We start from the raw sequence: 13,209 nt of genomic DNA on the forward strand, positions 1-13,209 counted from the left end.
GCATTTTTCTTATTTATGTAACTAAACTTAACAATTAAATTAATCTTTGGGAACTAACGAGCAAATACGGTTTACCGTACTCAAAGAGTTAAAACCACTGGATCAGGAGAAAACTTTAGTGAACAGAACGCTGTCAAAAAAGATGCAGAGATTGTGAGAGGCAAAGAGAAATCACCGTGTTCCCTTCCATATCTCAGTGTTATGTTCATTTTTCCCTAATGATTTATATCTTTAGATAGATACATACACGATCTTAAGGGACAATATCTGCTACGGTTGACGCCTACGCAAAAACTTTACTTGGCACGTCAAAAAGTTAACTCTAATTTTTCGAGAATTACACTGAGCCTATTGACACTGCTTAGATATTCATATAAGTCTTTTAAAAGATATCAAAACAATTTAAAAATTTCAAAGTCAAATTGTTTGACTAGATGACATCCAAAAACTGATGTCAACATAATTCGTAATTGAATTTCCTAATTACGAATTACAAATTATGATGTGCAGTCCAATTTTGGAGGATAGCAATAGCGATCGCATTGTCTAGGACACTGTGAATGAGGGGTTATTCTACAAGCCCAAAGGCTACCTGGTTGCGGAAGTAGCGGTTAATTGGCAGTTCTTAGTAGTGCGCCCAGTCTCACCAGATCAGATTTTGGCGTGCAAGGGGTTTTGCAGGTAAACCAGGATACTCAGCCAGCGCTGTTGTCCAAATTTGTGCATCCTTCTGGATAAAATCTTCCCGTAAATCTGGGACAACCTTAAACTTGAAGAGTTTTATAACCACGCCCTTTCAACCCTGTGTTTACTAATTTGCCAAAATAGAGCTGTAGGCTAGAATAACTACGCTTTTAGCATAGCTTGATTGCCTACACTCAGGAGCAAGGGTCGGCTGGTTTGAAATAAGTAAAAGGAAGGGGAGTATGGACAACAACAACTGGTTGCAACAGCTAATGATGGTGGGCCTTGGCACAACGTCTTTAGTAGCAGAAAAACTGCGCCAAGTCAGCGATGATTTAGTTAAAGACGGTAAGCTCAATCCTGAGCAAGCCAAGGCGGTAATAGATGATATTGCCCAGCAGTTAAAGTCGGAACAGGGAAACTTCGACGTCCAAATGCAACGGCAAATGCGAAATATGATGCAGGATTTGGGGGTGGCTCGCCAGTCGGAAGTGGATGAACTGCGGGGTAGAATTGACCGTTTAGAGCGTCAATTGCGCGATTTGGAAAATAAGCTTTGGCGTTAGGATGTCCTTTCTGATTTAAACTAATTGTGTCCTGTTGGTAATGTTTTTGCCAGGATACCTAAGTAAGGAGAACTGATTTTGAAACCAATTTTCCTCAGCGTGGCGTTTATGCTGGTCTGTGTTGTGCTGTTGATTGTGGGGCAAGTAGGCAGTAAACAGAATACTGCCATTGCTGCCCAGTTAACCCAAACGCCGTCAGCGCCCACAACTGTAACTGAAAACAATATCTTAATTGCGAGTAATACTATGTCTGATGCTAATGCCGTAACTACCCCCTCTGGATTAAAGTATGTCGAGTTAAAAGAGGGGACTGGGGCGACTCCTCAACCTGGACAAACAGTTGAAGTTCACTATGTCGGCACTCTAGAAGATGGTACTAAGTTTGATAGTTCACGCGATCGCGGCCAACCCTTCAGCTTTAAAATTGGCGTTGGACAGGTAATTAAAGGTTGGGACGAAGGACTTAGCACTATGAAAGTAGGCGGTCGTCGTCAGTTAATCATTCCTCCAGAGTTAGGTTATGGCTCTCGTGGCGCTGGTGGTGTGATTCCGCCTAACGCCACCCTACATTTTGATGTGGAATTGCTGGGAGTTAAATAGGGATTAGGGACTGGGGATTGGGTACTGGGGACAAGGGGGAATTATTAAAAGAAGTTTCTATTCTCTCTGTTCTCAATGCCCGATCAAATAAATTAGGTATTTCAGAGTAGAGATGGGGCAGAAGTACAGCTAGAAAACATGAGATAAAGTATCTGTAACTTTGATCAGACTGCCGCGACTATACCAACAACCTAAACGTCAGACTGATACGCCCGAATATTTCTGGTTGCTTGAGAATTCCATGCTTCCAGTGTTGCTGAATCTTCTGAGGCATAAAAAGTAGAGAACCACTTTTGAGTAGGTAACTATATTTAATGCTTTTGTCTTGTTTCTTCTGAAATGTAATTATTCTTTCAGCCCCTAATGAAATAATAGAGATACCAGTATCGTCTATGAGTTCATCAATTGAGTCGGAGTGAAATCCCATTGTTGAGTTACCATTTATGTAATAATTGACTAAACAGTTGTTCGGTCGAAACCCAAAGTGTTTTTCAAGCCTATCAATAATAGGAAGTAACTCATTCAGCATCGGGCATGAGTTGTAAGAAATGTTTGAGTAGTTATATGGTGAACCAAAGCTAGCTGTTTTTCGTGCCTGTATACGCTCATCCCAGTTAATTATGGATATAAGACTATCAAATAAAGAATGACTATTCGGCAAAAATACATCATTAATGAGTAAATCAGGCTCGTTCATTGCTTAAATAATTATTTGGTCTGGCTAAATTTTTAAATTTTGAAACTTTGTAAACTGGGGATTGAATAAAAGTTTTGCAGTACCTGTAGGCCCATTGCGGTGTTTAGCTATAATTACTTCTGCAATGCCGCGATCGGGAGTATCTGGAGAGTAATATTCATCGCGGTACAACATTATTACTAAATCCGCGTCCTGTTCGATTGAACCCGATTCTCTCAAATCTGATAACATTGGACGCTTATTGGTGCGTGCTTCCACCCCTCGACTCAATTGAGATAAAGCAATAACTGGTACAGATAATTCCCGCGCTAAACCTTTGAGTTGACGCGTAATTTTTGATAATTCTTGAACTCGATTATCGCCTGCTCCTTCCATCAATTGTAAGTAATCTATTACAATCAAACCCAGTTCGGTACCAAGTTCTGCTTGCAGTCTTCTTGACTGACTACGCATTTGTGTAACTGTAATATTCGGCGTGTCGTCAATATAAATTGGCATCTCGGAAAGGATACCAATAGCACGACTTAAAGGTTCCCACTGTGTTTGACTGAGGCGGCCAGTCCGCAGATAAGTACTTTCAATTTGCGCTTCGCTAGCTAATAGGCGTTGTGTCAGTTGCTCTTTTGACATTTCCAAGCTAAAAAAAGCAACTGGTAATTTATAAGAAGCGGCGATGTTATGAGCTAGGTTCAAGCAGAAGGCTGTATTGTGAACACAAATATCATTGGCAACAAAATTGTGTGTTTCTGGAATTGTTAAGTCATAAACTTGCTTGTTGCCCACCAGATCAACCGCAACTATTTCATCCCAATAAACATCACTGGTTGCTAACTGTTGAAGTGGTAAATTATCTAAAGCTGTGGCTAATATCCAAAGTCTTTCCCGCTTTAAGGCACGTTTACCAACATGCATGTTTGTATAGCCTTGAATAAGAGCACGTCTAGCTAAACTACTCCAAGTTTCATTACCTTTTGCTGCTGCTATTTGTTCCCAAATCTCTACAGGTATCAAGTCACAATTCGTTTGATATCTCTTTTGAGATATTGCATCTGCAACTTTTGCTAATGCTTCTTTTTTACTAAAGATACCTATTTCTGCGATAAAAGTTTTGATAGATAAGGCATCAGTAATATCTAATTGCCACGCTGGTCTGCGGGTATTTTGATATTTAATAGACCGTTTTTTGAGTGATGCAATAATGCCAAATCTTAATAAAAGATGTTGAATTTGTCTTGCTAGTTTCTCGCTGACTGTTGCATAGCCTAACTGTGATTGACCACTAGTAAGGAGCGTAGCCCATCCATCTGTAGCAAAGAGACGATTAAGGAATAAAGAGATTTGCGATCGCTCTAATTTAAAAATGATGTTTGGGATAGTTTTAGAATGAGCGTCTTTGCCCCACAAACCTAATTCTTCTAACCAAAGTGTCAGCGAATTCTTCCGAGTTTTGCTCATGCAAGCAAATCCATGAGAGACAAACTCTTCTGACTCTAATTGTAAAATTTCGCCTAATAGTTCAAAATTCTCTAAATTTGGTACACACACTCCTTGCTTCCAAGCGCAAAGTAAAGTCGGGCTAACTCCAACTAATTGACTTATTTCTTTTACTGTCAATGACTGCGATTGAATTGCTAGTTTAAAACTTTCAGCAAAAACCTGTCTTTGAATAGCAATAAATTCTAAATCTCCTCGAACACAAAGTGATGGAGTGCGTGTACCTTGAGAATTTTGCCACCGTATTTTTAAACCAACAAAATCAGCAACTGCTTGCGAAAACTCGGCTTGCAGTAATGGATTACCATTTGTAAATCGAGGATTGGAGTTAGTTAATCCGCCATCGCCAATTAAATAAGCTAATAACTTGACTTCGCACTCCCGGATGGTTTTTGTGCCAAATACATCTATTTTTCGCGGGACAGCAATTTTATCACCAACTTTCAGATTTTCTAGCCTTTGCCAGCCGCTAATAGTTAAATAGGGATGAGTGATTGTAGTTTCAATATACCGACCCAAGCGAGTAGTGACACGAAAAACTGGTTTGATTCCGTCATCTACAAATGCAGATGGTTGGGTGAGGATAAATTTCCAGTCATTGTTTAACGTCAATAATGAGCCACTTGTGTTGAGCGGAGTCGAAACATGACGTTGGTTATACAATTCTTCAATTGTGGCAATCTGTCCATCTCCAAGGACAATTTCTGAATCAAAGCTGAGGCATTTTCCCATTGATGGGCGGCCCGCGACAATAATCAAATCAGAACGTTGAAAGCCGCTGGTCATGGCATCCAAATCATAAAACCCGCAGGGAATTCCAGGTAAGGCGATGCCTTGATTTCGATCCTCTATATCCTGGAAATTATTAATTAGAGTATCAGAAATATGAACTAAACCCGATTGGGGACGTTCTTGAGTAACACTGAAGACCTTCTGTTCTGCCTGATCTAAAACAGTTGGTAACTCGGTTTGAAGCTCGTAACCAAGATGTACAATTTCATTGCCAGCTTTAATTAACTGTCGCCGCAGGTATTTTTCCATCACTAACCCTGCTAAGGCGTCGATGTTCACAGCTGACACTGTGCGGTCTACCAGAGTTGCTAACTTATTTCTGCCACCAATGCGGGCAAGAATTTCATGGTCAGTTAGCCAACTGGTAACAGAGAGTAAGTCTGTAGGTTTACCTTGGGCGTGGAGCCTCACAGATGCTTGATAAATATCTTTGTGAGCGCTAATGTAAAAAGCTTCTGGAAGCAGGCGATCGCTAACTCGACTAATCGCTTCTGGATCTAGTAAAATACCCCCCAAGATGGCTTCTTCCGCCTCAATATTTTGGGGTGGGAGGCGATCGCTACCATCGCCTTGAAAACTCAGTTCTTCAGCCATAAACGATTTTAGTTTTGAGATGAAAGCTAGTCGGGAGTAGACGCGATTAATCGCGTCTGTATAAGAGTTAGGAGTTGTTATTTACCCCTGCTACTCCTGCTTGCTCTGCTCCCTCTGCTCCTTTTGCTGTCTTTTAGCTAGCGACGACTTGAATATCGAGTTGTGCCGCTACTTCAGAATGGAGCTTGATTTCGGCTTGATAAGTACCAAGGTGGTTAATATCAGGGATGGTAATGCCACGCCGATCGACTTCTTGACCAGTGGCTGCCTTAATTGCGTCTGCAACATCTTGGCTGGTGATAGTACCAAAAATTGCTTCGTTTTCACCAACTTGCTTGGCAATTGTCAAACTGCCAACTTTTTCTAGAGATTCTTTTTGCTCAAGAGCTTGTTGTCTGAGTTCTAATTGCCGTTGACGCTCTTGCTCGCGACGGCGTTCTACTTGCTTGAGAATACCAGGAGTGGCATTGGTTGCCAATTTCTGGGGAATCAGATAATTACGAGCGTAGCCAGGAGCTACTTCCACTAAGTCGCCAGATTTTCCCAGCTTGCTGATATCCTGATTTAAAACTAACTGTACGCGTTTCGCCATCGTTTTTCGTTTTTCCTGTAAAATCTGATTAATTTGGGTTTAGGCAGCATAGCTCACAATATCAGTGCTGTATTCCAAGTTTCTTTGCTTATACCCTAAAGCTTACAGATCCTAGCGAAAGGAAGGGTGCGATCGCAACTATTAGCGCTAGAAAATTGATGCCCAATGCCTAAAAATTATTTCTCATTTCCCGTATCCGCGCAAAGGTTTGCACTGCATCATTACTCTTAACAGTTAATTGTAAAGATGGCTGATCCCAACGTAAAAAGGGATTGGTTCGCTTCTCCACTCCCAGCAGCGAGGGGATGGTAGCTTCTCCTCGACTACGGTAAGCCTTGACTTCATTGAAGCGCCTTTGTAAGTCGGCGTTGTCGCTATCCACAGTTAAAGCAAATTGCAGATTTTTTAAGGTGTATTCGTGGGCACACCAGATGCGTGTATCATCGGGTAGAGAGCGTAGTTTGCTTAAAGAGTCCACCATTTGGGTCGGTGTTCCTTCAAATAAGCGACCGCAACCGCCAGAGAATAAGGTATCGCCGCAAAATAAATCACCTGTCTCACCAGTTTTTTCAGGGGGAAAGTAGTAAACGATGTGAGCGCGGGTATGTCCGGGAACGAAGACAACTTCAGCTATGCGGTTTGCAAACTGGACGCGATCGCCTTGTTGCAAAAACATCTGCTGTCCGGGAATTCTACCACGATCCTCAGCTCCTCCATAAACTTTCAGTTGGGGGAATTGTTCGATTAATTGCTTATTACCACCTACATGATCGTTATGGTGGTGCGTGTTGAAAATTGCTACCAACTCAGCTTTTAATTCTGCCAGTTTCTTTAATACTGGTTGAGACTCCGCTGGATCAACAACAGCGGCGATATTTTGTTTATGGTCGTGTAATAAGAATATGTAGTTGTCTGAGAGTGCTTCCAGACGGATTACCTGCATTACCTCTGCCTACCTTACAACATATATGTTTGGTATTCAGTAACAATTTTAAGACTCATCGAGTAATAAGGCTACTTGCACAAGCTACATCAAGTATTTATACTTTATTCAGTATAATTGTAATCTCCCATTCAATATAATCCGATAATTATTCAGTAAATACACTTAAAAAAAACCAAATCAATCTAAATTTATCAGTAAAATTTCTCTGGTAATAACCGCAAATTAAAAGTTACATTTATTTTATTCTTTTTTGATTTAAAGATAAAAATCAATTGAGATTTATCCTCGAAATAAAACTGATTATCAAAAATGTATTTTTTAGATTATATATTAATCAAAAAGATATTTTTTAAAATCTTAAGTATAAGTCGAATATAAAGCTATAAATATCCGTATATTAAAGTGTTAAAAATTTAAGCTGGAAAAACTTTTTTTCCAAGTACAAAAACTTTTAGATTAACTCTCTATGTGAGCTATTTTATGAATTCCAAAAGAGGATTTATTACCATTTTAACCGGACTTTACTCTTTTCAAGATTGTATTCATTTTTTAGCAGCAATTAGGAAGTTTCATCAAGAGCCGATAATTATTTTAATTGACCAAGTTCCGGTAGTTCTCCATCCGTTATTAAAGGCTTTCAAAAATGTAATTTTAAAGCCAGCCCCTGCGAATGAAAATACTGTTTTAGCATCAAGGCAAGCAAAACTGGCTCTATATGCAGCCTCTGAATTTGATAAAACGATTTACCTGGATTCAGATATTTGTTTACTTTCCGATATCAATGACGTATTTGAGTATTTGGATGAATATGATTTTTTGGTAACTGAAGATGTACAACCTTCTATTCTGAAAGCTACAAATTTACTGCGTGGAAAACAAGAAGACCTTTTGCCAAATGTTTTGCCAATTCTGCAATCTGTAGGTTTACCATTAGAAGCAGATAGTGTGCAGTATAATGGGGGTTTTATGGCTTTTAGGAAAACAGAAGTAACCAAGATATTCTTTGAAGAATTTCAACGTTATTTTGAGATTGTCAAAAATAACCAAGATAAATTACTTTTAAAAGACCAAGGGGCTTTTGCATCTGCGATCGCATCTGTACGCCCTCACATGAAAATTCTACCACCTACCTATAATTATCTCAGTAAGTGGCAGGATGCTTATAATATTCAGGATAAAATTAAAGTTCTTCACTGTACCTATCCTTATCGACCTCAATATGCTAAAAATATTAGTCGTTCCTTATATACAAGGGTTTTTGACAGATTTGCTAAAATATTTTTACCAAATCAAGTTACAAATCCTTGGCGCACTAAATAAAAATAAGTATAAAAATAGTGAAAAAATTTTCCAAAATATCGCTGTTGGTTTCAGATTTATCAAGTGCAGCTATTTTGCGTGCATACTTGATAGCAACAGCCCTAAGAAATTTAGAATATGAAGTTGAAATTATCGGGTTTTTATTTGGAAATAATTTATATCAAAATTTACCATCAAAATTAAACGTTTATAATTTACCAGGTAAAAATTTTCCTGATTTTTTTGGAGAAATCAGCAAACTTTTACCAAAAATTAATGGAGATATAATTTATCCTATAAAACCACAAATAGCGAGTTTCGGAGTTGCCCTACTAAATAAAATATTTAGCCGAAAACCATTAATTTTAGACATAGATGATTGGGAACTGAGTTGGTACGGTGGCGATGACTGGCATTATCATCCTACACCTAAACAATTAGCTAGAGAATTATTGAAACCAGACGGTGCACTCAGGAATCCTTATCATCCTTTATACGTGAAATGGATGGAAGGTTTGGTTAGTAGCGCTGATGCTGTGACGGTGCATACTAAATTTTTGCAGCAGCGTTTTGGCGGTACATTTGTTCCTAATGGTAAGGATACTTCTTTATTTGATCCAGCTCGACATGATGCTGAGTCCAGCAGAAATCGTTATGGCTTATCTGAATATCGTATTTTAATGTTTCCTGGTGCACCAAGACCCTATAAAGGCTTAGAAGATGTTCTCATAGCGTTAGATAAAATTAATCAGCCAGACTTAAGACTAGTGATTGTAGGTGGCAGTCCTTATGATGATTATGATCAGCAACTTCAACAAAAGTGGGGACGCTGGATTATCAAGTTACCAAAGTATCCCGCTGATGTTATGCCTGATTTGGTAGCAGCGGCTCACATTGTAGTCGTTCCCCAGCGAGATACCCCAGAAACTCGTGCTCAATTTCCCCTGAAGTTGACAGATGGGATGGCAATGGCTAAACCTGTATTATCAACACGCGTTGGAGATATTCCCAAAATTTTAGGTGATACTGGTTATTTAGTCGAGCCTGCTTGTCCTGAACAGATTGCTGAACAAATTCAATTGATTTTTCAAAATTTAGAGTTAGCAAACCAGCAAGGTATCAAGGCAAGAAAAAGATGTGTAGAACACTATAGCATAGAGGCTATGGCTTCTGTGCTCAAGTCGGTAATTGCTCGGTTGTGAATTTTGATTATGCATGGGGCATTGAAAAAGAGATTTTCATTCCCTCATTATGCCAAACCGTTTCTGGTATTCTATCTGGAGAAATATTTAGAAACTGATGTTGTAACAGTATAACTATATTTTAACGGAGTTGAGACATGAAGATTATTTAGTTTGATTTTTTTGATAATTAGCAAAACTGGCAAATAATTTGTAAAGAATATTAATAAGTGAAAGTTGCATAAAAATATCCAATGTCTACCAGAAAACTACTACTAAGATTTGCCAAACCCTATCCAGGTTTAATTATACTGACAATATTGTTAGGATTTTCTGGAGCTTTATTTAATGGGATAAGCACAGCTTTAATTGTGCCCGTGGTTTTAAAGATTGTCGGGCAAGAAGTAGATTTAAGTACAGCCCCTCCCATCCTCAAAAGGTTAATATCTCCCTTTGATAATACTCCAGAAAATTACCGGATAGTAGTAATGGCTGGGGCAATTATCTTTACAATTCTTTTAAAAAACTTAGCTACTTATGCTAGCTCCTTAGCATCGAGTTCTTTAACCAGAAAGCTGACATCAGATATGCGCGAAACTGGCTTAAAGCTATTACTAGAAATTGATATAGATTATTACGCGAAGACGAAGGTTGGTGATTTAATCAACCGTCTTGGTGGAGAAATTGGTCGGGCTGCAAGTGCTATAGGTAGTACAGTCAAGATAGTTATCCTGGGAATCACAATTTTAGTTTTTGTCAGTTTATTGCTGTCAATTTCTTGGCAGTTAACAATTGCTGCTACGCTTTTGCTGTTGTTGGTGACGTTAATAAATCAGTATGCCATTTCCCGGTCTAAAATTTTTGGGAAGCAGCTTAGTGAGATGTCTAGAGCATACTCAATCTCTGTACTGGAAACCCTGAACGGAATTCGACTGGTAAAGGCAACGGGAAATGAAGAAAAAGAATATGAACGGATTAAAAAATTAATTCGCGATCGCGAGTTAGCAGATTTTGAATCTCAGGTTAATTCAGAAGTGATTACACCTCTGAGTGAGGTGATGGGTATTACAGCTTTACTGCTAATTGTACTTTTGAGCAAAACCTTCTTTGCTAACCAGGTTTCTTCTCTTTCTACTGTACTCCTGACATATTTATTAGTGTTGCTGCGAGTGCTACCATTGATTTCTCAGCTAAATACTATTCGCAGCAACTTTGCCAGTACCGCCGCCAGTGTAGATGTAACCAATGAGTTTTTAAGCCTAGACGATAAGCCGTTCATGAGCAAAGGTAAGCTTCCCTACACAAAATTAGAAAAGGGAGTGTCTTTTAATTCTCTTTGCTTTGCCTACCCTGGTCATCAGAAGTTGGTACTCAAAGATGTGAATTTATATTTACCGCGTGGCACGACCTTAGCATTAGTAGGCAGTTCTGGTGCTGGTAAATCCACTTTGGCAGACCTTTTGCCCAGATTTTATGACCCGATTGCTGGCAGTATTACCATTGATGACACCGATTTGCGGGAGTTCGATGTGATATCCCTGCGAAAGCGAATGGGAATTGTCAGTCAAGACACCTTTCTTTTTAATGACTCAGTGCGAAATAACATCGCCTATGGGCGACAAGAAGCTACTGAGGATGAAATTATTACAGCAGCCAAGCGGGCAAATGCCTATGAGTTTATTAGCAAATTGCCTCGGGAATTTGACAGCTTGATTGGCGATCGCGGCGTCATGTTATCTGGTGGACAAAAACAAAGATTAGCGATCGCCCGCGCCCTACTCCAAAATCCAGAGATTCTGATTCTAGATGAAGCTACTAGCGCTTTAGATACCGTTTCTGAACGCTTAGTACAAGCTGCACTTGATGATTTGAGTCGCGATCGCACCACCCTAGTAATTGCTCACCGCCTTTCCACAGTCCAAAAAGCCGATCAAATAGCCGTATTAGATCAAGGACAAGTAGTAGAAGTAGGAACCCATCAAGAACTTTTACAAAAGGGTGGTTACTACTCACGTTTATACTCAATGCAATTTGCAGAACATCCTGAAACTGCTACCAAACACAATCAAAGCTTGCTCCGCATCTCTCATGAAATTCGGACGCAGTTGAACTCGATGATTGGGTTCCTACATTTATTACTTAATGATTTGGTAGATGATTCCCAAGAACAGCACGAATTAATTGAAGACTCTTACAAATCAGCCTGGAGAATTCTCAACACCATTGATGTTTTTGAAGATGTTATTAACTTACAAATCAAGGGGCAGATTCTCTCAATTTCTAACCAAAATCAGAATGTTATCAGTAACCATTATCAAACCTTCAATCATATCGCCGTTGAATTTCGGACTTCTCTTAACCTCATACTTAGCTCTCTGCGCTCTTTAACTGATAATTTGATATACACCACAGAAGAACAAAATGGATTAATTACTGAAAGTTATGAATCTGCTATATATCTACTTGATAATTTAGAAAAGTTTGAGAATAGTCTTGATGTCTAAAGCTATGAAAAATACTGCTTTTAAAAAATACTATATTTTTTTCATCGGTGAAGAGTTACCTCAGCCAAAAGCTCACCTAGTACAGTCTACAAATGCAGCTAACGCCGCTGCCAACTTGGGATACTCAACAGTTTTGGTATACCCTGATAAAAGAGCAAAAGCGATTAACCCAGTTAATCTAGCTCGTCCTTTTCAACCGAGACAAACCCCAACAGAACTTATTAAGTATTACAATCTTCATGACAAATTAAAAGTTGCTCCCTTACCGATGCCTTGGCCAATTGACCATTTTCAGAGCAAATTTACTGACTCTAACACCATTGCCAGCAAATATTATTTACCATTTCACATCCTTCCAACTACTAAACTTGTCCACAGTCGCAACTGGAATTTTATAAAAGCTGCCATCAAAAATGGCGTTCCGGCAATTTATGAACACCACCACCACGAAAACAAACTATTTGAGTCAGAAATTGTCATAAATCCGCTGTTGCAAATTGCTGTCACAGTTGCAGACACCATCCGTGAAAGCATGATTAAAAATGGGATGCCACCAGAAAAAGTAATTAAGCTGCACAATGGTTTTAATCGCTTATTTATGCAGAGACAACCAGAAAAAGCGGCAGAATGGCGTAAAAAACTATTGCTAGATGAAAGCCAACATTTGGTAGTTTACGCAGGAGCGTTACAGCAATTTAAAGGTATTGATATACTAATTGATGTCGCTAAAGAAATGCCTAATGTGCAATTTGCCTGTGCAGGTGGTAAACCTGTAGAAGTGGAATATTATCAGCAATTAGTAAAAGAAAAGCAGGTTCATAATATTAAATTTTTAGGCTATGTCTTGCATAATGAGTTAGCATCTTTGCTACAAGCAGCCGATGTTTTAGCTCACCCTCATTGTTCGGGAAAAGCAGCAACTTTCACATCTCCCTTAAAGCTATTTGACTACTTTGCCTCTGGGACTCCCATTGTAGCAACGGAAATTCCATCATTAGTTGAATTTCAAGATACTCATTCCATTACTGCTTGGTGTGAACCAGATAACTCCAGCAAATTTGCTGAAAGTCTAAAGCGGGTTTTAAAAACTCATCCCAGAAAGATAGAAGGTTATCCAAATAGTATCGAGTTTGTCAAGCAGTTTTCTTGGGAAAATCGAGCAGCAAAAATTCTTAGTTATGTTGATGAATCTCTGCTGCCTCAACTTATTGTGTAAGTAAAAATGGGTGAAATTAGGGAAAATAACACATGAAAAATAAT

The 13,209-nt window shown here is 39.0% G+C and carries 10 protein-coding genes and 1 pseudogene; 6 read left to right on the forward strand and 5 right to left on the reverse strand.

The genetic code is table 11. From position 1 onward, the window contains the following. Positions 1-673: 673 nt before the first annotated feature. Positions 674-790, reverse strand: a pseudogene (locus V7K48_RS16505) (TIGR03792 family protein); the annotation flags it as partial. Between the two features lie 136 nt (positions 791-926). Here V7K48_RS16505 and V7K48_RS16510 point away from each other — a divergent pair. Together V7K48_RS16510 and V7K48_RS16515 are read left to right on the forward strand one after the other, a co-directional pair. Then, a complete protein-coding gene (locus V7K48_RS16510) occupies positions 927-1,250 on the forward strand; it encodes a phasin family protein (protein ID WP_273769398.1) in 324 nt (107 codons plus the stop codon). 78 nt (positions 1,251-1,328) lie between these two features. Continuing rightward, entirely contained in the window at positions 1,329-1,850 is a 522-nt protein-coding gene (locus tag V7K48_RS16515) for an FKBP-type peptidyl-prolyl cis-trans isomerase (protein ID WP_335074230.1), read from the forward strand. Between the two features lie 178 nt (positions 1,851-2,028). Here the strand turns inward: V7K48_RS16515 and V7K48_RS16520 are convergent, their stop codons facing one another. From V7K48_RS16520 to gloB, 4 genes are all read right to left on the reverse strand, one after another. Beyond that, entirely contained in the window at positions 2,029-2,547 is a 519-nt protein-coding gene (locus V7K48_RS16520; protein WP_335074232.1) for an alpha-ketoglutarate-dependent dioxygenase AlkB, read from the reverse strand. A gap of 24 nt (positions 2,548-2,571) precedes the next feature. After that, positions 2,572-5,427 carry a replicative DNA helicase gene (gene dnaB, locus V7K48_RS16525; protein ID WP_335074234.1) on the reverse strand — a complete coding sequence of 952 codons (2,856 nt, stop codon included), beginning with the start codon at positions 5,425-5,427 and terminating at the stop codon, positions 2,572-2,574. Between the two features lie 133 nt (positions 5,428-5,560). Then, positions 5,561-6,019 (reverse strand): 50S ribosomal protein L9, encoded by a 459-nt coding sequence (gene rplI / locus V7K48_RS16530; protein WP_335074236.1) that lies wholly within the window; start codon positions 6,017-6,019, stop codon positions 5,561-5,563. 169 nt (positions 6,020-6,188) lie between these two features. Continuing rightward, positions 6,189-6,962, reverse strand: coding sequence for a hydroxyacylglutathione hydrolase (gene gloB / locus V7K48_RS16535; RefSeq protein ID WP_335074238.1), 774 nt, complete (start codon positions 6,960-6,962; stop codon positions 6,189-6,191). Positions 6,963-7,445: 483 nt separating this feature from the next. Between gloB and V7K48_RS16540 the strand changes: the two genes are divergently transcribed. The 4 genes from V7K48_RS16540 (at position 7,446) to V7K48_RS16555 (ending at position 13,165) form a co-directional block, all read left to right on the forward strand. Further along, positions 7,446-8,285: a putative nucleotide-diphospho-sugar transferase gene (locus tag V7K48_RS16540; RefSeq protein WP_335074240.1), complete on the forward strand. Its 840-nt coding sequence runs from the start codon at positions 7,446-7,448 to the stop codon at positions 8,283-8,285. Between the two features lie 17 nt (positions 8,286-8,302). After that, positions 8,303-9,466: a glycosyltransferase family 4 protein gene (locus V7K48_RS16545; RefSeq protein WP_335074242.1), complete on the forward strand. Its 1,164-nt coding sequence runs from the start codon at positions 8,303-8,305 to the stop codon at positions 9,464-9,466. A 233-nt stretch (positions 9,467-9,699) separates the two neighbouring features. Continuing rightward, positions 9,700-11,949 (forward strand): ATP-binding cassette domain-containing protein, encoded by a 2,250-nt coding sequence (locus V7K48_RS16550; protein ID WP_335074244.1) that lies wholly within the window; start codon positions 9,700-9,702, stop codon positions 11,947-11,949. Between the two features lie 4 nt (positions 11,950-11,953). Continuing rightward, positions 11,954-13,165: a glycosyltransferase family 4 protein gene (locus tag V7K48_RS16555; RefSeq protein ID WP_335074287.1), complete on the forward strand. Its 1,212-nt coding sequence runs from the start codon at positions 11,954-11,956 to the stop codon at positions 13,163-13,165. The last annotated feature ends 44 nt before the right edge of the window (positions 13,166-13,209 follow it).

This window comes from Nostoc sp. (genome assembly GCF_036919615.1).
Classification (GTDB): Bacteria; Cyanobacteriota; Cyanobacteriia; order Cyanobacteriales; family Nostocaceae; genus Nostoc.